21 protein-coding genes are annotated in these 21,067 nt (G+C 65.6%); 7 read left to right on the plus strand and 14 right to left on the minus strand.

The genetic code is table 11. The annotated features are described in order from the left end of the window. Positions 1-633: 633 nt before the first annotated feature. Positions 634-912 carry a hypothetical protein gene (locus JJB99_RS16640; RefSeq protein ID WP_200499736.1) on the minus strand — a complete coding sequence of 93 codons (279 nt, stop codon included), beginning with the start codon at positions 910-912 and terminating at the stop codon, positions 634-636. Between the two features lie 286 nt (positions 913-1,198). On the opposite strand from JJB99_RS16640, the gene JJB99_RS16645 reads away from it, so the two are divergent. After that, positions 1,199-1,648, plus strand: coding sequence for a hypothetical protein (locus JJB99_RS16645; RefSeq protein WP_200499737.1), 450 nt, complete (start codon positions 1,199-1,201; stop codon positions 1,646-1,648). 105 nt (positions 1,649-1,753) lie between these two features. On the opposite strand, the gene JJB99_RS16650 is transcribed toward JJB99_RS16645, so the two are convergent. Then, a complete protein-coding gene (locus JJB99_RS16650; protein ID WP_200499738.1) occupies positions 1,754-2,809 on the minus strand; it encodes a serine hydrolase in 1,056 nt (351 codons plus the stop codon). A 381-nt stretch (positions 2,810-3,190) separates the two neighbouring features. Here JJB99_RS16650 and JJB99_RS16655 point away from each other — a divergent pair, with 381 nt between their 5' ends. Together JJB99_RS16655 and JJB99_RS16660 are read left to right on the plus strand one after the other, a co-directional pair. Beyond that, the gene (locus JJB99_RS16655; RefSeq protein ID WP_200499739.1) at positions 3,191-3,598 is read left to right on the plus strand and encodes an ArsR/SmtB family transcription factor; all 408 of its coding nucleotides are present in this window, start codon (positions 3,191-3,193) and stop codon (positions 3,596-3,598) included. Next, positions 3,598-4,089 (plus strand): SRPBCC family protein, encoded by a 492-nt coding sequence (locus tag JJB99_RS16660; RefSeq protein ID WP_200499740.1) that lies wholly within the window; start codon positions 3,598-3,600, stop codon positions 4,087-4,089. The genes JJB99_RS16655 and JJB99_RS16660 overlap by 1 nt, the downstream gene beginning before the upstream one ends. A gap of 34 nt (positions 4,090-4,123) precedes the next feature. Here JJB99_RS16660 and JJB99_RS16665 read toward each other — a convergent pair whose 3' ends face one another. The 3 genes from JJB99_RS16665 to JJB99_RS16675 form a co-directional block, all read right to left on the minus strand. Next, complete coding sequence (locus JJB99_RS16665; RefSeq protein WP_200499741.1) at positions 4,124-5,284, minus strand: helix-turn-helix transcriptional regulator; 1,161 nt, start codon at positions 5,282-5,284, stop codon at positions 4,124-4,126. A 252-nt stretch (positions 5,285-5,536) separates the two neighbouring features. Continuing rightward, positions 5,537-6,505 carry a Bug family tripartite tricarboxylate transporter substrate binding protein gene (locus tag JJB99_RS16670; RefSeq protein ID WP_200499742.1) on the minus strand — a complete coding sequence of 323 codons (969 nt, stop codon included), beginning with the start codon at positions 6,503-6,505 and terminating at the stop codon, positions 5,537-5,539. Positions 6,506-6,541: 36 nt separating this feature from the next. Next, positions 6,542-7,420, minus strand: a complete 879-nt coding sequence (locus JJB99_RS16675) for an IclR family transcriptional regulator (RefSeq protein ID WP_200499743.1) — start codon at positions 7,418-7,420, stop codon at positions 6,542-6,544. 211 nt (positions 7,421-7,631) lie between these two features. On the opposite strand from JJB99_RS16675, the gene JJB99_RS16680 reads away from it, so the two are divergent. Further along, positions 7,632-8,474 (plus strand): hypothetical protein, encoded by an 843-nt coding sequence (locus JJB99_RS16680; protein WP_200499744.1) that lies wholly within the window; start codon positions 7,632-7,634, stop codon positions 8,472-8,474. On the opposite strand, the gene JJB99_RS16685 is transcribed toward JJB99_RS16680, so the two are convergent. Next, entirely contained in the window at positions 8,455-9,132 is a 678-nt protein-coding gene (locus tag JJB99_RS16685) for a response regulator (protein ID WP_200499745.1), read from the minus strand. The genes JJB99_RS16680 and JJB99_RS16685 overlap by 20 nt on opposite strands. Continuing rightward, complete coding sequence (locus tag JJB99_RS16690; RefSeq protein ID WP_200499746.1) at positions 9,129-10,511, minus strand: sensor histidine kinase; 1,383 nt, start codon at positions 10,509-10,511, stop codon at positions 9,129-9,131. Before JJB99_RS16690 ends, JJB99_RS16685 begins: the two co-directional genes overlap by 4 nt. 189 nt (positions 10,512-10,700) lie before the next feature. Here JJB99_RS16690 and JJB99_RS16695 point away from each other — a divergent pair, with 189 nt between their 5' ends. After that, positions 10,701-11,573 carry a DUF3280 domain-containing protein gene (locus JJB99_RS16695; protein WP_200499747.1) on the plus strand — a complete coding sequence of 291 codons (873 nt, stop codon included), beginning with the start codon at positions 10,701-10,703 and terminating at the stop codon, positions 11,571-11,573. Positions 11,574-11,586: 13 nt separating this feature from the next. Here the strand turns inward: JJB99_RS16695 and JJB99_RS16700 are convergent, their stop codons facing one another. From JJB99_RS16700 to JJB99_RS16710, 3 genes are read right to left on the minus strand one after another with little or no spacing between them, the layout of a single operon-like run. Next, on the minus strand, positions 11,587-12,618 hold the full coding sequence (locus JJB99_RS16700; protein ID WP_200499748.1) for an L-idonate 5-dehydrogenase: 1,032 nt from the start codon (positions 12,616-12,618) through the stop codon (positions 11,587-11,589). A gap of 22 nt (positions 12,619-12,640) precedes the next feature. Beyond that, positions 12,641-13,408, minus strand: a complete 768-nt coding sequence (locus tag JJB99_RS16705; protein ID WP_200499749.1) for an SDR family oxidoreductase — start codon at positions 13,406-13,408, stop codon at positions 12,641-12,643. Between the two features lie 12 nt (positions 13,409-13,420). Continuing rightward, complete coding sequence (locus JJB99_RS16710) at positions 13,421-14,620, minus strand: mandelate racemase/muconate lactonizing enzyme family protein (RefSeq protein ID WP_200499750.1); 1,200 nt, start codon at positions 14,618-14,620, stop codon at positions 13,421-13,423. 178 nt (positions 14,621-14,798) lie between these two features. Here JJB99_RS16710 and JJB99_RS16715 point away from each other — a divergent pair, with 178 nt between their 5' ends. Both JJB99_RS16715 and JJB99_RS16720 read left to right on the plus strand, forming a co-directional pair. Beyond that, entirely contained in the window at positions 14,799-15,566 is a 768-nt protein-coding gene (locus JJB99_RS16715; RefSeq protein WP_200499751.1) for a GntR family transcriptional regulator, read from the plus strand. 24 nt (positions 15,567-15,590) lie between these two features. Beyond that, entirely contained in the window at positions 15,591-16,955 is a 1,365-nt protein-coding gene (locus tag JJB99_RS16720; RefSeq protein ID WP_200499752.1) for an MFS transporter, read from the plus strand. Between the two features lie 6 nt (positions 16,956-16,961). Here the strand turns inward: JJB99_RS16720 and JJB99_RS16725 are convergent, their stop codons facing one another. From JJB99_RS16725 to JJB99_RS16740, 4 genes are read right to left on the minus strand one after another with little or no spacing between them, the layout of a single operon-like run. After that, positions 16,962-18,215, minus strand: coding sequence for an arsenic transporter (locus tag JJB99_RS16725; protein ID WP_200499753.1), 1,254 nt, complete (start codon positions 18,213-18,215; stop codon positions 16,962-16,964). 26 nt (positions 18,216-18,241) lie between these two features. After that, positions 18,242-19,525, minus strand: a complete 1,284-nt coding sequence (locus JJB99_RS16730) for an MFS transporter (RefSeq protein ID WP_200499754.1) — start codon at positions 19,523-19,525, stop codon at positions 18,242-18,244. 48 nt (positions 19,526-19,573) lie between these two features. Further along, positions 19,574-20,203 (minus strand): hypothetical protein, encoded by a 630-nt coding sequence (locus tag JJB99_RS16735; protein ID WP_200499755.1) that lies wholly within the window; start codon positions 20,201-20,203, stop codon positions 19,574-19,576. Positions 20,204-20,243: 40 nt separating this feature from the next. Continuing rightward, complete coding sequence (locus JJB99_RS16740) at positions 20,244-20,960, minus strand: hypothetical protein (RefSeq protein WP_200499756.1); 717 nt, start codon at positions 20,958-20,960, stop codon at positions 20,244-20,246. Positions 20,961-21,067 lie beyond the last annotated feature (107 nt).

The following is a 21,067-nucleotide window of genomic DNA, read 5'->3' on the forward strand; positions in this document are numbered from 1 at the left end:
AAGAGGGCGCAGGGAAGACCGGGTGCCGGCCGGGCACCCACGGTCCACTGTGCGAACGGTGGCAACAAAAGAATTTGCACAGCGGCATACAGGTGAAGCCAAACATCCGGCCTTCCCTGCGCAGTGGTTTTACGGCTTATGTCGCGCTCTCCCCGGGGAGCGATGCACTATTGCCCCCGTCGCCTTGCCGATCACTGATGCAAGAGCCCGGTTGGGCACCACACATCACCACAAGACTTGGCGCACAGACCCCGGGCGCCAGGACCACACGATTTTGCCGTACGCAGATCACACCGGTCGTGTGCGCGAGGTGTTTCGCTCACGGCTCTCCGCCCTGCGAAACCATTCCGCGCCGATATCATCTGCGTCCACCGCCGCCCAGCCCGCGTTCGTGACGATCGCGATACGCCCCTCTTCCTTGGGCCGGGTTGCGGCGACACATACGTCATTTCCGAATTTCGGTAAAGTGGAATATTTTCGCCGACGAGCATTGACCCGCAATTTGGGTGTTTTGCCCGTCGGGCAACGCAAGGCCTCGTAGCCCGGATTCCCATCCGGCTGCGCATTGTCGCCGGCGCAAGCAAAGGACCCGCCGCTCGATCAAGCGGCGGGTCCTCAACCCATGCTCGCGCGCTACCAGTGATAGACGCCGGTCAGCGTGCCGTTGTTATTCCCTGCCGGGCCGACATCGCCCTGGGTCGAGCTTGGCGCCGGATGGATGCGGCCGTTGAGCGTACCGTACGGTCCGGCGTCAGGATAATACGCGCGCGGCTGAACCGTCTCATAGGCGGGAGTGTCCCAGCCGGGGCGCGGTTCGTTCCAGCCGTAATAATAGCCCTGTGCCGATGCGGCTGTGGTGCCCGCAATCAGCGATGCCATGATCAGGCCGAGGAGTTTTGTCTTGTTCTGCATTGAAGATGCTCCTTGCTTCCTGTCGGGGCCAACGACCGCGATGGGGGAGCGTTCCGGACGTATTTTGACGGCGCCGATCAACTCCGATCAACTGATTATGAAGTGCCGTTCCGTGGAACGAAGTGCCTGAAAAGTGTGGGGAATTCCGGTCGTTCTGTCGCACCCTGGTTCTCGTTCATCGCGTGTCTTAACCAATAATTAATTATACGTTTGCGGGCGGATGACAGCGCGGCCTAGCGTACGGCGGGGAGCCGCTTTTCGCGAAGCCAGAGAGTTGGTGCGTATCATGATGTCCAGTTCATATGGGGCGTTGTTCGCCTCGCTCAGCGCAGCCGCGCTGCTCCTAAGCCCCAATGACAGTTTTGCACGACCCGGCGGCGGCGCGCCGCATGGTGTTGTGATCACTGCCGCGCCGTCCGGCCCAGTGGCGCGTCCGCCGATTGCGCCGGGCGCCCGGTTCCGCGGCCGCAACACGCCTTGGGTCTATTGGCCGGGCGGCGGCGGCTTCTTCTATGACAATTCGGGCTACAGCCAGCCCTTCGCCGATGCCGGGCAGCCGCTCTCGACCGACGTGCGCTACACCTACACCTACGACGTGCCCTGGGACTGGGCGCATCGCTTCCCGCCGAACGTCGTGCCGTCCGACCGGCCCTATGTGCCGAGCTGTCCGACGGAGCAGGTGACGGTGCCCGGCCGCGGCGGCGAGCACACCGTCAACATCATGCGCTGCTACTGAGCAGGGTTATCGTCAGGTCGTGAGCATCCCGCCCCGAGCTTCGCGTGGAAAACCTTGGTATGGAAAGCCCCGGCTCAGCCGGGGCCTTCTGTTTCAACGGCGGGATCAATGCGAGGCGACGAGCCTTGCCAGCACGGGCAGGATCTTGTAGCGCGCGATCTCGTGCGGATATTCGCCGCGATTGGCGAGCAGGACGATGCCGATCCGCCGTGCCGGCACGAAGCCGAGATAGCCGGAGGCGTTGTTGAGCCCGCCCGGCTTGTCGAGGATGGCGACACCGGGCAGGCGCACAGTCTCCCAGGCCATCGCCTGTCCGAACTTGTCGTCGACGTGAAAGACCTCATGCTGGGTCATCCGCAAGGCCTCGCGCAGGTGCGGAGCGATCGAGCGGCCGTCGGCGCAGGCCGCAACGAAGGTCGCAAGATCGCGCGCGGACGAGAACATCTGGCCGGTGCCGGGAAAATCAAAATAGCTCTGCTGGTTGCCGATCGGCCCGATCGCCATGCCATGATCCGAATAGCCTTGCACGACGCGCTGCATCCAAGCTTCGTCCATGGCGGCGCGGTTGTCCTCGCCGCGCTCGGGGACAAAAGTCGCGTTCATGCCGAGCGGCCTGAGGATGCGCTGCTCGAGCAGCGTCGCGATCGGCGCGGCGTAACAACGCTCGAGCACGAGTTGAAGCAGCACGTAGCCGGCATGGCTGTAGATGCGCTGCTTGCCAGGCTCCTCGCCGGCCTGCGGTCTCCAATCGTTGAACATTGCGATGAATTGGGCACGCGAGAAGGAGTCGTTCGGCCAGGGCGGATGGTCGGTCGGCAGCAGCATGCCCGAGGTGTGCGTGGCGAGCTGGCCGATCGTGACGCGGCGGACGTAGTCGCCGGTGAGCTCGGGCAGATATTTCGGCAAGACATCGTCGAGCCGCAATTCACCGCGTAGCGCGCCGAGCGCGACCAGTGTCGCCTCGAACGGCTTGCGCAGGGAGCCGAGATTGAACAGCGTGTCCGATGTGACCAGCCTGCGCGTCGCCTTGTCGGCAAAGCCGTAGTTGAAGAACTCGACATGGCCGCCGGCGCAAAGCGCTGCGGCGAGGCCGCCCGGCTGGTCCGGCGTCATGGTCGGCGCCAGCTCGGCGGCGACGATGTCGCGCATCTGCGCAATCATGTCGGAATCCGCCGAGGCGCGGCTTGGCGCAAGGGCCATCGCAAGCGGAATGAGCGCTGCCCCGGCGAAGGTTCGCCGGGAGATCGGAGATGAGGTGACAACTGGCGGCACGTGCTCTGATGAATCATGCTTGTGCGCCCCCGGCTCATTTCTAGCGGCGAGGGCGCGACGGCCCAATTCACGATTGCGCGTTGTGGGTTCCGACCTGTCGGTTTGCGGCTTCGTAGCCTGCGTGGAGGGCAGCGAAATCCGGGACCCTCGTCGCTTGTGGCAAGCCCTCCGGATTGCGCTGCGCTCCATCCGGACTACTGCCCCCAATTTAACTTAGCCAATCGGATAACAATTATTGACGCCTTTGGCAGATCGTGTATAGTTAGCTTCATGGCTAACCAATCATCCCGTCTCGACCGGATCTTCGCGGCGCTTGCCGATCCCACGAGGCGCGCGATCGTGATGCGGCTCTGCGCCGGCGAGGCGTCGGTCGGCGAACTTGCCGATCCCTTCGACATGGCGCTGCCGAGCTTCATGAAACACATTCAGGTGCTGGAGACGAGCGGGCTGGTTCAGTCGGAGAAATCCGGCCGCGTGCGCACCTGCCGTCTCAGTCCGGATGCGCTGCTCGGCGCCGAGGACTGGTTCCAGCAGCAGCGCGCGATCTGGGAGGCGCGGCTCGACCGGTTCGAAGCCTATGTGATGAAACTGAAGAAGGAGAGGGCGGCCGCCAAGCGGCCGTCCAAGGTGGCTGAAAAGAAAACCGACAAGACAACCAAACGGAAAGGTGCTGAGTGATGACGAATTCTGCCAACCCCGCGCTGTCGCAATGGTCGCTCGACCGCGAGATCGTGATGTCGCGCGTGATCGACGCGCCGCGCGAGCTGGTATTCGAGGCCTGGTCCGACCCGAAACATCTGCCGCAATGGTTCGGCCCGAAAGGCTTTGAGGTCGAGACCTTGGAGATCGACGTGCGGGTTGGTGGCGTCTGGCGCTTCAACATGATCGGTCCCGATGGGACGGTCTATCCAAACCGCATGCGCTTTCGCCGCATCGAGCGGCCGTCGCTGATGGAGATGGATCACGGCGTCGACCAGGACGACGATCCCGGCATGTTCCGCTTCACCGTCACTTTTGCCGAGCAGAGCAACGGCAAGACGGTGCTGATGATGCGGCAACTGACCTCGAGCACCGAGCAGCGCGACGGCATGATCGGCTTTGGCGCCGTCGAATACGGCTACCAGACGTTGGACAAGCTTGCGGCTTATGTGGGCGGGATGAAGCGGTGATCGCAGCCGGGCCGACCGCTCGAACCCGCCTGTCCTACGAGCTCTCAGCGAGCCGCAGCGGCGCGGCCGGAATGGATGCCACGAGCCGCGCCAACGCGGCCGCGGAGCGCACGCCAGTCTTGGCAAACACCTGGCGGGCGTGTGTCTTCACCGTGTTCGGAGATACGCCGAGCACGCTTGCGGCTGCGGTCAGCCCGAGGCCGCTGGCGAGCAGCGCGGCAACGCGCGTCTCGGCGGCGGTCAGTCCCGCCAGCCGCCGCAACCGCTCGGCCTGTGTGTCGATGGACGCCTTGGGATCGACGATCTGGACCATGACGCGCGCGCCGCCGTCGATGGCGGTCCAAGGCGCGAACGCCGGCGGGGGAAGCGGCGTCATCTGCACGAGCAGGGTACGCCGGCCGGCCGGGTCCTTGATCTGAAACGTGTCGTCCAGGATCCGCTCCTCGCCGCGCGCCACGGCGAGCGCCTGCCGGACGCTGGCTGCGAGGCGCAGGGCATCGCTGCGCATCTGCGCCGTCAGAGTGAGACGGCTGCCCTTGCTGATTGCGAGGCCGCCGCACTCGCCGAGCAACGCCTCCGCGGCCGGCGTCATATGGAGTATTGCGCCACGGCCGTCCAGCAGAATGACGGCGCCCGACAGGTTCGCGAGCAAGCGGTCGAGCTGGCGCTGGCCGGCATTCAGGCGGCTTGTCAGCAGCGTCAGGTCGATGGCGCGGGAGAGGTGGGGGACCAGATCGCCGAGACGGGTCGCCGCATGCCCGGCATTGCCGGCTCGCGACTTCGAGACGTTGAACAAAATGCCGCCGGCCCCGTCCCGCGACAGATCGGCGTGGCGCACCGCGACGATCTCTTCGATTCCCTGCGGCGCAAGAATGTCGGCATGAAAGGCGCTGCGATGCAGAACGTCCCTTTCGACGAGCGCCTCGGTGACGAGCGCCTTGCCGACCGGCGCGCGGGCGAAGGCGTATGAATAGGGATTTTGGGTATAGCCCTCGAGGAAGAGTTGGTTCAGGTCGTCGCGCAGACGCCGGTGGACGATGAAATCGTCGCCGCCCAAGGCGGAAAGATGCAGCACCATGCCGCTGTCGGCGCCGAGGTAGTCGGTGACGAACTCGAGTGTCTCGCCCCAGAGCTCCGGCCGCGCAGCAGCCTGATAGATCGCAACGACAACATTCGTGTAGCTGGAGTCTGGCATGGTTGGCCGGCTCTGCTCAGCGCCGTCGCGGCATCACCGGACGCAGCTTTGCGATTTCAGCGCCATCCTATAGCATTCTCGATCGCGCATGGCTGTGTCGTGCTTCACATTTGGCATGTTGATCACATCAACGTTGCCGGCTCGGGTTCGTGCGAAGCTAACGAGACGATCCGGTTCCGGCGTCACCCCGATGGGTGACGGCTCCGAGACGCAAAAGCCGGGGCATCCGCGGTCGACCTCGTCGATCGCCAGTCACTCCCCCTTGAGCCCGGCCTCGCGGATCAGCTTGGTCCATTTCCGGGTCTCGCCGTCGATGAACTCGCCGAACGCGGCGGCGGTGCCCGGGCGCACCTCCAGGCCCTGAGCGGTCAGCTTGTCCTTGATCGCGGGTTCGGCGAGCGCGCGCAGCACTTCGGTCTGAAGTTTGTCCACGATGGCGCGCGGCGTCGTGGCCGGCGCCATGAAGCCATACCAGCCGGCGGCCGCCACATTGGGAAAGCCCTGTTCGCGCAGGGTTGGCGCCTGCGGGTAGAGCGTGCTGCGCTCGGGCGAGGCGACGCCGAGCACGATGAATTTGCCGCTCTGGATATAGGGCAGCGCGGTCGGAAGCGCCGTCAGCGTGGCATCGACGCGCCCGGCGAGCAGCTCGGTGTAGGAGGCGGCATCGCCGCGGAAGGGAATGTTGAGGCCTTTCACGCCGGCGTCACGGAACAGCAGTTCGCCGGCAAGATGCGGCTGCGACCCGGCGCCGGGCGAGGCGAAGGTCAGTCCGTCCGGCTTCGACTTGCCGTAGGCGATCAACTCGGGAAGCGTCTTGAACGGCGCGTCTGCGCTGATGATCAGGAACAGCGGTGCGATCACCGCCATCGCGACCGGCTGAAGATTCTGGCGCTGATAGGTCAGCTTGCCGAACAGCGCTTCGGCGGTGGCATAGGGCGCGGCGACATAGAGCAGCGTGTAGCCATCGCCCGGCGCATGCGCGACGAGGTCGTTGGCGATACGCGTGCCGGCGCCCGGCTTGTTCTCGACGATGAACTGCTGATGCAGGCTGCGGCCGAATTCTTCGGCCAGCAGGCGCAACGAGATGTCATTGGAGCCGCCGGGCCCGTAGGGCGAGATCAGCCGGACCATGCGCGAGGGCCAAGTGTCCTCAGCGCGTGCGGCGAATGGAAGTCCCAAGAGGGCGAGGGCGCCCAAAAATGTTCGACGCGTGACTGTCATGGCGGCCTCCCGGTGGTGGAGTGCCAGTGTTCTTGTTCATTTCCTGGCCCTCTTGTTGTGCTGTTGCGTCTCGGTCGCCGGTCCCGCCGCGTGCACGACCGCGCGGATGCTATCGGCGAGCGCGGCAATGCGCGGGCCGATCTCGCCCTCCAGCTGGCCCGGCTGCGGCCGGAACGCGGGGATGCCGCAGTTGATCGAGAACGACTGATCCAGCTCGGGCACGTGAAACAGCGGTGCGGCGACGGCGTGGATCGCGACGATGTATTCGCCAAAACAGGTGCAGAAGCCGCGGCTGGCGCATTGGGTGAGCCCGGCGCGGTATCGGTCGCGGAAGGCCGCCCACAGCCCGGCGTCTTCGGCGGCGATCTGCCGTTCGAGCCGGTCCGCATCGGCCGGCGGCAGGGTCGCCGCGGCGGCGCGGCCCATCGCGGTCATCACGACCGGAATCGGCATGCCGACATCGGGGACGTGAGGACCGACGTCGCCGGAGCGCGCGGTCTCGACATAGATCATGGAGGTCCCATCGAGCAGGCCGATCGAGACCGTGCCGCGGACACTCTGCGCGAGCTCCTGCATCATCGGCCGCGCCACCTGCCGGAACTGCATGTTGGCGAGCAACGGATGCGCCATCCGCAGGGCGCGCGCACCCAAGCGGTATTTCGTGCGCGCGGCCTCATAGCGGAGATATCCGAGCTCGGCCAGGGTGTGCGTCAGCCGCGCTACGGTCGGCCGCGGGATGCCCGTCAGCCGGGAGAGCTCCATGTTGCCGAGCAGCGTGGTCCCGGCCTTGAAGGCCTCGAGCACCACGAGACCCTTTGCGAGCGTCGTTGCGAAGGCGGCGTCATCGGCGCTCGACGCCAGCACCGCGGCGGCGGACGAGGAGGCGCGGGTCGGTTTGGACGCGGTTCGAGCCATGCTGGCTTCATGAACCCGGCGAAGGCCGTTGTCCAATAAATTCACACAATTGCTATCTATCGTCCACTATACGGACGCCACACTTCCCCGTGGGTTGGGCGAAAAGCAGCGCGAAAAAGCACTGCCGCACACAGTTTTTTGTCGTGATTCCACGGTGTGTTGTGACAAGATTATTACGAGGATATGTCACGTCGATTACACGGAGCGATTCATGTTGCGGTGGCAGACACGATCAAATCCCCTCGCGTGGTGGTGGGGGTCCCTGACGCTGGTCAGCGCTGCCAACATCCTCGTCTGGTTCATGCTGTACCGCGAGTTCTATCCAACGGTTGCCGGCAGTGTCGGCGGCGGCTCCGACGCCGGCCTGATGTTCCTGCTGTGCGCCGCCTATGTGTTTGGCTGCGCCTTTCGCTCGGTACTGCCGCGCGCCGACGTGCAGCGCATCTGTCTGTTCGACACCTGGCTGTCGAGCGTCTTCGTCGGCCGCACGGTCGCGACCGTGGCTGAAGTCTGCTTCGCCGCACAATGGGCCATCATCCTGCACCAGTTCGGCACCATGACGGGCGCGGAGACCGCGGTGACCATCGCCTGGATGATCGTGCCTGTCATCATCATCGCTGAGTGTTTCTCCTGGTACGCGGTCGTGACCACCAACTTCCTGTACAACGCGATCGAGAACTCGCTGTGGGCGGTGACCTTCTTCCTCGCCGGCATCGCGCTGTGCCGCTTGATGCCGGAATTCCAGGGCGTGGTGCGCTGGGCGCTGATCGCGGGCATCGTCGGCATCGCCTGCTTCCTCGCCTTCCTCGTCACCGTCGATGTGCCGATGTATCTCAGCCGCTGGCGGGCAGGGCATGCCGAGGGCGGCAGGTTCCTGGGCTTCCTCGAAGGCCTGCATGACGTCTCGACGCGCTGGGTGGTGACCCACGACATCGCCCACTGGAAGGGCGAGCTGACCTGGATGTTCCTGTATTTCAGCGCCGCTGTGTGGTCGAGCCTCGCGCTTTGCGCGCTCTATGCCATGGAAGGCTATCTCACGCGGTATCTGGCCTGATCGCTCGGGCGTCGCCGAGATCGACCTCGGTCAACAATCCCTGGCGCAGTGCCAGCCGGACCAGCTCGATGTCGGAGCCGACGCCGAGCTTGTCCTTGATCAGCGAATGCAGGTTCGCCACTGTCTTCGGGCTGACATGCAGCGTCTCGGCGATCTCGTCCGTCGTGTTCTCGGCGAGCAAAAGCCGCAGCACCTCGAACTCGCGCGGGGTGAGCACGTCGGCGGCCGAGCTCTCGCCGCTGATCCGGCTCAGCGCCAACTCGTGGTCGATATCGGGGCTGATCGCGATCTTGCCGGCCAGCACATCCATCACTGCGCGTATCAGCGTCTCCGGCGGGCTCATCTTCGTGACGTAACCGCGCGCGCCGGCCCGGATCGCCTGCACGGCGAAGCCGGCATTCTGGTGCATGGTGAAGACGAGGATCCGTGCGGCCTTGTCCCATTGCCTGATGCGCCTGATAGCCTCGATGCCGCCGATGCCGGGCAGGCTCAGATCCATGATGACGAGATCGGGCGCCTCGGATTTGAACAGCCGATAGGCCTCGGCGCCGTCGGCCGCCTCGGCGACGACGCGCAGGCCCGGCTGCTTCTCGAGCACGGAGCGATAGCCTTCGCGGACGACGGAATGATCGTCGACCAGCAGAATCGTCGCGGTCATGCCGCGTGCTCCAGCACGGGCTGATCGGCGGCCGGGAGCGGAATGACGAGACGCAGTGCTGAGCCGCCATTGGGGCCGGCCTCGAAGCTCAGCCGGCCGCGCAGGGCTGCGACGCGCTCCCGCATGCCGAGCAGGCCCATGCCGGATTTGCCGGCGGGATCGGTCGATCGTCCGTCATCGTCGATCGCAAGCGCGATCTCGTCAGCGCGCATCGTCACTTCCAGGCTGACCCGCGTGGCGCCGGCGTGCTTGGCGGCATTGGTGAGCGCCTCCTGGACGATCCGGTAGAGATTGGCGCTGATCGTGGCCGGCAGGCTCTCGAACGCGCCGTCGAAGCGGATCGAAAAGCGCGTCTCGCCGCGGCTGCGTCCGTTCCAGCCCGCAACGAGACCTTCGAGGCTGGCGACCAACCCCAGCTCCTCGACATCGGGCGGGCGCAGCCGGAACAACGCGCCGCGCAGCGTCTCCATCATGCCCGTCGCGGTCCGCGCGATGCCGTCGCATTCGCCGAGCAACGACGGGCAGTCCTGCGCGGCGGTCTGGCGGGCCGAGGAGGCGAGCGCCCGGATGGCGGCCAGCGACTGGCCGAACTCGTCGTGCAGTTCGCGCGCGAGATGGCGGCGCTCCTCGTCCTGGAGCGCGATCAGCTTCCGCGTCAGCTCGCTGCGCTCGGCCAGGGCGGTATCGAGGCTCTCGGCGAGATGGTTGAAGACGTCGCGGATGGCGGAGAGCTCGGCGAGGTCGAACGGCGGCAGCCGCGCGGTGAGATCGCCAGCGGCAATCTGCTCGAGGCCGGTGCGGATCATCCGGGTCGGGTGCAGCGCGCGCGCGAGCGCGGCATAGACCAGCGCGCACAGCAGCGGCAAGGCGATCGCAAGCGCGATCATCAGACGGCCGGCCTCGTGCCAGGCCTCGGCTGTCTGCACCGCCGGGTCGAGCCAGACCACGGCTTCCCCGAGCTTTGCTCCGCGCACGATCACCGCCCGTGCCGCCTCGCGGCCCGGGTCGAACAGGCTGCGATAGAAGGCCGTGAAGGCCTGCGGCGGCGGGGCAGCCGGAGGCACGCCGCTACAAAAGCGCTGGAGGATGTCGCCGCTCGCGCCGCGGAATGCCAGACACAGGCCGGGCGTCATCACATAGGCCGAAACGGGGTCGAGGTTCGGGAAGTCCGCGCGCGGGCCCGCCCCCCACTGGACCTTGCCCTGTTGCAGCTCGAGCGACTTCGCCACGATGGCGGCGATGCCGTCGATGCGCGCATGCGCCGCGCGGTCGGCCGTGATGAGGAAATAGGCGGAGATCGCGGCGAAGCAGGCGGCCGATATCGCGGCCACGCGCAACGTCAGCCGGACCTTGAGATCGAATCTCGGGCGGTTCCACATCGGCGGGCACCTGACGCGAACGGGTTTGTCGCATCTCACATTAAACGGCAGAACGGAAGCGGCGGAAAGCATCACGCTTACCGCAGCGCAATGTCGTGAAATTTTCCCGGTGCTCGCCGGGACAGGCACGGATGCACGGCCCGAGACTGCCATCCAGGCTGCGTCGCCGCTCCATCATACGAGGCCCGCATGCGCCGCACCTGGTTGATCCTTTCCGCTCTTCTGTTGGTCCTCCCGGTGGCCTCGTCGCGGTCAGGTGCCGAGACTGCCGTTGGGGTCGCCATGGACGATTTCAGCTACACCGATACGTCGGGCGAGCCGGCCAATCAGACCGCCGCCCACGAGCGGCGGCTGTCGGCATTCATGGCGGCGCTCAGGCGGGACATCAGCGAGGGTGGGCGCTACCGGCTCGTAGCCTCCGCCCAGGACGGTGCGGCATTCAAGGTCATTGGCGGCATCCAGAAGACCAGCACGCTGGTGCAATGGGCCAAGGTCGCCGTGCTCGACGTCGGCGCCAGGAAGCTCCTGATGGACAAGCTCTACACCTTCCGCGGCGACAATGATGAATCATGGGAGCGCGCCGAGACCTTCGTGTCCCGCGAGGTCATGGCCGCGCTCGCCACGCCTGCGCCGGTCGCGCTGGCGGTGTTCGATTTCGAGCTCGAGGATGCCACTGCCGCATCGGCGGGCGCCTCGGCCACATCGGATGCATCCTACCTTGCCGAAGTCACCAGCAGCGTGCGCGAGGCACTGGGCCAGTCCGGCCGCTACCGCCTCGTCGATGTCGGCGAGGCGAATGAACAGGCCGTGAAGGCGCATGCATTGCGGGACTGTGCGGGCTGCGAGGCGGCGATCGCGCAAAAGCTCGGCGCGGATCAGTCGCTGATCGGCGTGGTGCGGCGGGTCAGCCGCACCGAATACACGCTCGGCTTCCAGGTCCGTGACGCCAGGACCGGCGCGGTGCTGGCGCGCGGCGACAGTGGCCTGCGCATGGGCGCAGACTATTCATGGAAGCGCGGCGCCGTGCGGCTGGTCAGCGACCGGTTGATCGAAAGCCGGTAGGCCTCGCCGCTGCCTAGAACGTCAACTGCACCTTCATCGATCGCGCGCGGTCGCTGGCGAGCTCGAAGGCGGCGACCGCGTTCTCGAACGGCATGGTGGCCGTGATCAGCGGCTTGACGTCGATCAAGCCTTCGCCCATCAGCCGCACCGCGAGCTCGAACTCGGGATCGAAGCGGAAGGTGCCGCGGAGCTGCAATTCCTTGGCGACGATGGTGTTGATCGGCAGCGTCATCTCGCCGCCGAGGCCGAGCTGCACCAGCGTTGCGCCGGGCCTGAGCACGTCGAGCGCGGCGCGCAGCGCAGCCTGATTGCCGGACGCTTCGAACAGCGTGTCGAACACACCCTTGCCGGCGCGCCAGGGATCGAGTGCGGTGGCGTTGGCCGCGACATTGAAGGCGTGGGTCGCGCCAAGCTTTTTCGCCATCGCCAGCGGGGCATCGGCGACATCGGTCACGACGATCTCGGCCGCACCGCCGAAGCGCGAGACGAGGATCATCAGCGCACCGATCGGACCGCAGCCGGTAATCAGCACGCGCTTGCCGAGGAGGGGGCCGGCTTGCTTGCCGGCGTGGAGACACACCGCGAGCGGTTCGGCGACTGCAGCTTCCGCCAGCGACAGCTTGTCGGAGATCGGCACGGCCTGCGTGGCATCGACCGTGATGAACTCGCGAAAACCGCCCTGCACATGGGGAAACCGCATCGCGCTGCCGAGGAAGCGCATGTCGATGCACTGGTTGCGCAGGCCCTCCTGGCAGTGCAGGCACTGGCCGCACGGCCTGCTCGGATTGACGGCGACGCGCGTGCCCGGCTTGAGGCTGGTGACGTCGTCACCGACATCAGCGACCACGCCGGCGATCTCGTGCCCCAGCGCCATCGGCTCACGGATGCGCACGACGCCGAAACCGCCGTGATGATAGTAGTGCAGGTCCGAGCCGCAGATGCCGCCATTGGCGATCTTGACGCGGACCTCGCCCGGCCCGGGCGCCGGATCCGGGTAGTTGTCGATCCGCAGATCCTTCGGGGCGTGGATGACGACGGCGCGCATGGTCTCGTTCCCTGTTTCGCGATTACATCGCGGCGATCATGCCGCCATCGACATAGATGATCTGGCCGTTGACGTAAGTGGAAGCGTCGGAGGCGAGGAAGATCGCCGCGCCCACCAGCTCGTCCGGCTTGCCCCAGCGTTTTGAGGGGATGCGGCCCATCAGCCAGTTGTTGAAATCGGTGTTGTTGACCAGTGCCTCGTTCATGTCGGTGAGCATGTAGCCGGGGCCGATCGCGTTGGCCTGGATGCCGTGCTGGGCCCATTCCACCGCCATCGAGCGGGTCAGATTTTTGATGCCGCCCTTGGCCGCGGTGTAGGGCGCGATCGTCGGCCGCGCCAGCTCGCTGCCGAGCGAGCCGATATTGACGATCTTGCCGTGCTTGCGCGGGATCATGCGCCTGGCCGCCTCGCGGCCGATCACGAAGGCGCTGGTGAGGTTGGTCTCGATCACCTTGCGCCATTCGTCGGTGGTGAATTCCACCAGCGGCTTGCGATGCTGGATGCCGGCATTGTTGACGAGGATGTCGACCGCGAGTCCCTCGCGGTCGAAGCGCTCGAAGGCCGCCACGATCGCGGGCTCGTCGGTGACGTTGAAGGCGGCGCCTTCGGCCTGATGGCCGGCGGCACGAAATTCGGCGACGGCCTGCTCGACACGCCTGGCATCGACGCCGTTGATGATCAGTTTTGCGCCGGCCTTCGCCATGCCCTCGGCAATGGCGCGGCCGAGCCCGCGGGAGGAGCCGGTCACCAGCGCAGTGCGGCCGGACAGATTGAACAGGGCGGTGCTCATCTCAAAAAATCCTCAGACGTTGGAGCGGCGTACGGTGAGATCGCTGCGATCGAAGACGGCGGGCAGAAGGTCGACACCAAGGCCGGGGCCTTCCATCGGAAAGACATAGCCGTCCTTGATCACAGGCATCGTGGTGACGAGTTCATTGTACCAGCCCTTGTAGAAGGCGCGCACCGATTCCTGGATCAGCGTGTTGGGCTGGCTGAACGACATGTGGATGGCGGCGATGAAGCCGACCGGGCCGATGCAATCATGCGGCGCAAAGGGCCGATGATAGGTCTCGGCCATCGCCGCGATTTTGCGGCCCTCGGTGAGGCCGCCGGTCCAGCACAGATCGGCCATCACCACATGCATGGCGTCGCGGTCGAGCATGTCCTTGTAGGGAAAGCGCGAGCCCAGCGTCTCGCTGGCGCAGACCCAGACGTCGGTCGAACGGGCGTATTCGGCCAGCGCCTGCGGCGAGTTCATGCGGATCGGGTCTTCGTACCAGGTCGGCTTGTAGGGCTCGAGCGCGCGCGCGATCTGCTTGGCGGTCGGCAGATTCCACAGCGAGTGGAGCTCGACCATGATCTCCATCTTGTCACCGACGGCTTTGCGGATCTTCTCGAACGGCTCGATCGCGTGCTTCATCTGGGCTGCGGTGATGTAGAGGCCTTTGTTCTCCTGCGCGGCGGGATCGAACGGCCAGATCTTCATCGCCGAGATGCCGCTTTCCAAGAGGCTCTCGGCGAGCGCATCGGCGTGATGCATGAAGCCGTCGAGATCCTCGTAAGGTCCCTTGGCGGCGCCGAGATTCCAGTTGGCGACCGGGCTGATATTGGTCGAGCGAACGTATTGGGTGCCGGCGCAGGTATTGTAGATGCGCTGCTTGTCGCGGCAGAGGCCGCCGAGCATCTGGTGCACCGGCTGATTGCAGACTTTGCCGAACAAATCCCACAGCGCGATGTCGATCGCCGAGGCTGCGCGGTACTCGACGCCTGTGGAGGACTGTGCCATCGGCAGGTTCAGCATGTCGCGATGGATCGCTTCGATGTGCAGGGGATTGCGGCCGAGCAGGCGGCCGGCAAAGGTATCGTGGATCTGCGCTTCGACGGCGCCTGCGCCATAGAAGGTCTCGCCGAGACCGATCACGCCCGTGTCGGTGTGAACGCGCACCCAGATGACGTTGGAGAATTCCTCGGTGCGCAGCGTCTCGATCGACGTGATCTTCACGGCAATTGTCCTCCCATCACAGGCGCATTGCGCCGGCCTGTTTTCATTCCGCATCGCAACATATCGCGGACCGCTGGGAGTCTTACGCCTGCTTGTAATATATCACAACATGTTTTAAGAGTGCCACAAACAAGGCGCCACCCTGCAATGAGAGCGCGGGCTGACGGGAGAGAACGACATGGCACGGCGCAAGCGCGCGCTCGAGGTGGTGAGAAACGAGGACGACGGCGAGGGCAGGCCCTCGCGGCGCAACCGTCTCAATTTCTTCGAGCTGGCCTATCAGAGGATCGAAGAGTTGCTCGTTCATTGCGAGCTCAAGCCCGGCCAGTTCATGACCATGCTGGAGTTGCAGCAGATCACCGGCTTCGGGCGCACGCCGGTGCACCACGCGGTCAATCGTCTGTCCGCAGATACGCTCATCATCATCCGTCCGCGCCACGGCCTGCACATTGCGCCGATCGATCTCGCGCGCGAGCGCATGCTGCTGGCCTTGCGCCGCGACATGGAGCGCTTCGTGATCCGCCTTGCAGCCGATCGCGCCAGCCTCTCGCATCGCAATCAGGCGCTGCACATCGAGCGCCTGCTGCGCGAGCGCCGCGCCACGCTGAGCCTCGACGAATTCAACAGCATCGATCGCCGCATTGACGCGCTGGTGCTGGAGGCCGCGGGCGAGCCCTTCCTGGTGCACACGTTGCGGCCGCTGCACACGCTCTATCGTCGCATCGGCTACATCCACCATCGCTTCATGCCGGGACAGGCCGATCTGTCAGGCACGATCGATCATCACCTCGCCATTCTCAACGCGGTGGCCAATCGCCGCGTCGAGGACGCGGTGAAGGCGAGCGACGCGCTGATCGACTACATGGGCGACATGTTCACGGGCATGGAGACGGGAATCGACCCGCGCCTGCTCGATTGCAGCATCGAGCCGCTGCTTGGCGCATAGAGAGTTTTGAAGAGAGGACCAGACATGTCAACGATGGCCATGCCACAACCGACCGCGAGCGAAGCCGCAGTCCGCTATCTCATCACGAACTACAGTCCCAAGGGCAACAAGGTCGGCTGGCTGATGATGGCCTCGATCCTGGTCGAGGCCTGGGACCTGTATTCGATCGCGTTCGTGCTGATCTTCATCAAGGAGCAGTACAATCCCGATCCGCTGATGCTCGGCCTTGCCGCGGCCGGCACGCAGGGCGGCGCGTTGATCGGTGCGCTGCTCGGCGGCTGGCTCTCCGACAAGATCGGCCGCCGCGTGATGTTCCTGGTCACCATGGTGATGTTCATCGTCCTGGCGCTGGCGCAGGCCTTCGTGCCTAACGTCACCTGGCTCGTCGTGATCCGCTTCCTGCTCGGCATCCCGCTCGGCTCGGACATCTCCACGGGCTACACCTACATCATGGAATCCATGGCCAAGGGCGAGCGCGAGGTCATGGGTAACCGCTGGCAGTTCATGTTCGCCGTCGGCGAGGTCCTCACCATTGGCGTCATCGTGATCTTCCTGCTGATCGACATGCAGCACGAGATGCTGTGGCGCGTGACGCTCGGCCTCGGCGCCGTGCCGGCGCTGATCATCCTGATCATGCGCCACGACGTGCCGGAGACGGCGGTGTGGCTGGTGCAGAAGGGACGCTACCGCGAGGCCAAGCAGGTTGCGCGCGAGATGTTCAACGACAATCTCGACATGCTGCCGGACCAGGACGTGCAGGTGCCGAAGGTCTCGACCCGCGCCTTCCTCGCCGATCTCAAGAAGGACCCGATCCGCTGGCGCGCCACGATCTATGGCTGGATCGCCTGTTTCGCGCAAGGCAGCGAGTTCTCGACCTTCGCCTTCTACCTGCCGGTGCTGTTCGTGATGGTCGGCGTGTCGAGCGTGCTCGGCAACAATCTCGTGACCATGGCGCTGTTCTGCTTCGCCGCGCTGTCCGGCTGGGTCGGCCCGCTCTTGACGCCGAAGATCGGCCACCGAGGCATCGCCATTGCCGGTTTCGGCATCGTGCTGGCTTCGCTCCTGGTTGCGGCTTTCGCGCTCTACACCGACAACAAGATGCTGCTGCCGTTCGCGGCGGCCGCCATGCTGTGGGGCCACTATTGGGACGCCTCGAACTGCATGACGATCCCGACCATGGTCGCCAAACCCAAATACCGCGGCACCGCCAGCGGCTTTGCCTACATGTTCGTGAAACTGCCCTCGTTCCTGGCGATCTTCCTGTTCCCGTCGCTGTTCGCGGCGATCGGGCAGGCGGGCGCCACGCTGTTCGTCGCGATTTTCCCGCTGATCGGACTGCTTGCAGCAATCTTCATCCTGCCGGAAGTCTACGGCTACGAGAACGATTGAAGGCGCTTACCACCTGATCGCGGCAGCCAAGGCCGCGATCAGGGCCGGCGGCGTCACCAGCAGGCCGAGCTTGAGGAACGGCCAGGCGCCGACCTCGATCTTCTCACGGCGGAGGGCGACCAGCCAGAGAATGGTCGCGAGCGATCCGGTCACCGACAGATTGGGCCCGAGATCGACGCCGATCAGAATGGCGCTGATGACGGGCGGGGGCAGATGATCGCTGGCGGCGACCGAGCCCGCGACGAGGCCGACCGGAAGATTGTTGGCGATGTTGTCGGCGATCGCGGTCGCAATGCCGACGCTCCAGGCCGCCTGCGTCACAGACTGCCCGACCGCTTGATGCAGCAGCGCGCTGAGCTGCCCGATCACGCCGGTCTTGATCAGCGTCTCTACCATCACGAAAAGTCCGCCAACCAGCGGCAAGACGCTCCATGATACGCCCCGCAGCACGGGTAAGGGCGATTGCCGGCTGAGCAGCAGCACGATGGCGGCGGTCACCACGCCGCAGATGAAGGTCGGCAGGCCCAGCTGCTTGTCGAGCGCGGAGGCCCAGATCAGCACGATGCCGATGGCGCCGATCCCGTAGGCCGTCAATCGGCCGCCACTGCCGAGCTTTGGGTGAGGGACCCGCTTTTCGATCGTTTCATCCCTGAGCTCGCGGTGCAGGGCAAGGCGCAGTGCGACATAGGTGAGGCCGATCGAGGCAAGCGAGGGCAGCGTAAACTGGCGCAGCCACGTGCCGAGATGCGGCATGTGCTCGCCGAACACGACGAGGTTGGCCGGATTGGAGATCGGCAGCACGAAGCTCGCGGCGTTGGCGATGAAGGCGCAGACGAACAGATAGGGCAGCGGCTTGGCGCCGGCCGCACGCGTCGCGGCATAGACGGCGGGCGTCAGCACGATCGCGGTGGCGTCGTTGGAGAGCAGCACCGTCACGACCGTGCCGACGAGATAGATCAGCAGGAACAGCCGCTGCGGCGAGCCGGCGGCGTATTCCACGGCAAGCGCGGCGAGATAATCGAATAGTCCTTCGAGCCGCGCCAGCTCTGCGATCAGCATCATTCCGATCAGGAAAAGATAGACGTCGATGCCTTTCTGGACGCCGGCGAGCGCATCCTGCCAGGGCAAGAAGCCGAGCAGCACCAGCGCGGCGGCACCGATGACCGCCCAGATCGCCTCGGGCAAGCGAAAGGGCCGGATGATGACGCCTGCGGTGGCGGCGACGATGATGCTCCAGGCCCAGATGGTGTCAGACGGCACGGTTAATCCCTGATGCGAAAGTTGGTTCATTCGGCAGCGGCAGCGATAGCTGATGCCGATGCCGCTGTCTTGCCCTTCGCTTCCAGACCACCGCCGGCGATCTGGCGCGTCTCGGGCAGCGCAACAAGGCAGATGATGGCGCCGATCGCGGCGACCGCGCCAAGGATCATGAATGCCGCGCTGTAGCCGGCGCTCACCACGACGAGGCCCGCGAGCGTCGTCGACAGCGCCGCGCCGATGCTCTGGGCCGTGATGACAGCGCCCTGCGCGACGTTGAAGCGGCCAGTGTTGCGCATGAGATCGGCGACGATGACGGGAAAGATCGCGCCAAAAATGCCAGCGCCGACGCCGTCGAGCAATTGCACGCCGACCAGCCAGAACGGATTGTCTGAGAGCGTATAGAGCGCGCCGCGAACGGGGAGGATCAGCAGCGCGGCGAGGAAGAAGCGCTTGTGGCCCCAGCGGTCGGCCCTGGCGCCGACCAGCATTGCGAACGGCACCATGACGATCTGCGCGGCCACGATGCAGGCCGACATCAGGCTGGTGCCCATGGTTTTGTCCTGGAGCGCCAGCTTTTGTCCGACCAGCGGCAGCATGGCCGCGTTGGAGAGGTGGAAGAGCGCCACGCAGGCCGCGAAGATGAGCAGGGGACGACAGGTCAGCAGTACGTCGAGCCCGGACGGCTGTTCGCGCTGGCTGTCCGTGCCAATGTCGTGAAGCCCGCGGGCGAGATCGTGGTCGATCGCCCGCTCGGGGATTGCGAGGATGCTGATGAGGCTGGCGACCGCCATGGCGCCGAGAATATAGAAGACGACGGTAGGTCCGAACCAGCAGGCGGCGAGCCCGGCGAGCCCGGCCGCGACCGCATTGCCGGCGTGATTGAATGTCTCGTTGCGGCCGATCCGCCGGGTGAAGGCGGCGTGGCCGAAAATGCCGAGCGAGATGGCCGCGATCGCCGGTGGAAAGACCACGGCGGCCGCGTGCGCGACGCTTTGCGAAATCACGACCGGCAGAAAATTTGGAAACAATGGAAGTGCCAGCGAGGCTGTCGTCACCATGATGGCGGCGACAGCCATCACCAGCCGCTTGGCGCGCGCTGCATCGACCAGCGCACCGGCCGGCGTCTGCGCCACGATGCCGGCCATCGTTCCGATCGACATGACGAGGCCGATCCTGGCCTCGTCCCAGTGCTGCTCGGTCAGGAGATAGATCGCAAGATACGGCCCGAGCCCGTCGCGGACGTCGGCGAGGAAGAAATTGGCCGCATCCAGCGCGCGGCCGGCGCGCCCTTGGTCGAGATTTCCGGCCATCAGAGTCCTCCGAAATACGGCTGCTTTCTTCCCCGCGCGAGGTCTTCGTCAGGCCGCGCGAGCGTCGTCCTCGTGCTTGGGCGCCTTGTCCTTTTCCTTGTCCTTTTCCTTGGGCTTCGGCTTCCGCACCGGCTTCAGCCTCGGGGTGTCGGGGCCAAGCTCCTGCGCATGGATCACGCGGCCGTGCCGGGTCTGAAGGCCGTCGCCGCGCGCTGCGAGCTTGGCTCCGGGCACAAGCAGGGCTGCGACCTGCGCGGCCTCTTTGGGGCCGACGCGCAGGACGGTCCCGTCGGACAGCAGTGCGCCGCGCAGCTCGCCCTTCGGTCCGAACAGCGACATCTGCACGATGCCATCGGCCGTCATCGGCTCGTGCTTCACCTTCGGATGCTTGCGGTCGTGGTCCGGGCCCTGGTCGATGACCTGCCGGCCGCTCGCGGTCGTGACGGCGACCGCGGCCAGCAGTTCGGCGCCGCGGGGGCGCACCCCGCGCACGCGGACGCTGTCACCGGGCGCGAGGTGGAGGCTGAGCTCGCCGTCCAGATGCGGCGGCGTGTGCACCAGGATGGCGGCGTCCGTGCCGTTCATGACAAAGCCGTCGATCTCGCCACGGGGGTTGAGCACGAAGCGCTCGAATGTGCCTGCGACTTCAGGCAGGCAGTCGGGATTGATCCAATGCATGTTGATTCCTTTCTCTGTTTGTCTCTGACGTGAATGAGGATCAGCCGCGCGGAGGCGGCGGTGGAGCAAAGCCGGGAGGCGGCGGACCGCGACGGTCCGGACCGTCGTTCGGGCCGGGCGGACGCGGGCCGCGCAGCTCGGTCATCTGGTCCGGGAAAGCGCCGATGGCCCTGACATCGACCACCTTGCCGAGCGCAGTGTCGAGAACATCGCCGCGCGCCGCGACGGTCTGGCCCTGGCGCAGGTATTCCCGCATGCGCTCGGCCTCCGGCGGCGGCAGCCGGAGGGTGGTCCCGTCGTCGAGCAGCACGCCATTCACCTCGCCGCGCTTGCCATGCAATTGCAGCGCAATCCTGCCGCTGACGACGCGATCGTCATTGCCGCCGCGCCGGTCCGGCGGACCATTGTCGACGACGCTCTTGCCGGTCGCGACATTGGTGATCGACGCGGCGTCGACCAGCGGCAGGGCGCGGGCGCGCAGGCCGCGTACTGAAACTTCGTCGCCAGGGTGGATCGCGAACACGGTCTGGGCCGTAAGATGCGGCGGCAGTTTGACTTCGGTGCCATTGGTGAGAATGACGCCGTCGACGTCGCCGCGCGGCGTCAGCGTGTATTGCTTGACGATCCCGCGCGATTCCGGGAGCTGCGAGGAATCCCACATCGGATCCCTTGCCTGGGAGTAGGCGGCTGCTCCGCCGCCGATCGCCGTCGTGGCGAGCAGCAGGCAGAACAGCGCGCGCAAGCGTGTCGTCTTCATGGAACGTCTCCTTTCGATTTCGCGACGTTGTCGCGTGCGATCACTTCAGCAAGCGACGTGCCAGCCGGATAATCGCTGTTTCGAAAGGAAAATTCGCGACGATGCCG

Origin of the sequence: Bradyrhizobium diazoefficiens (genome assembly GCF_016616235.1) — a bacterium.
GTDB classification, from domain to species: domain Bacteria; phylum Pseudomonadota; class Alphaproteobacteria; order Rhizobiales; family Xanthobacteraceae; genus Bradyrhizobium; species Bradyrhizobium diazoefficiens_H.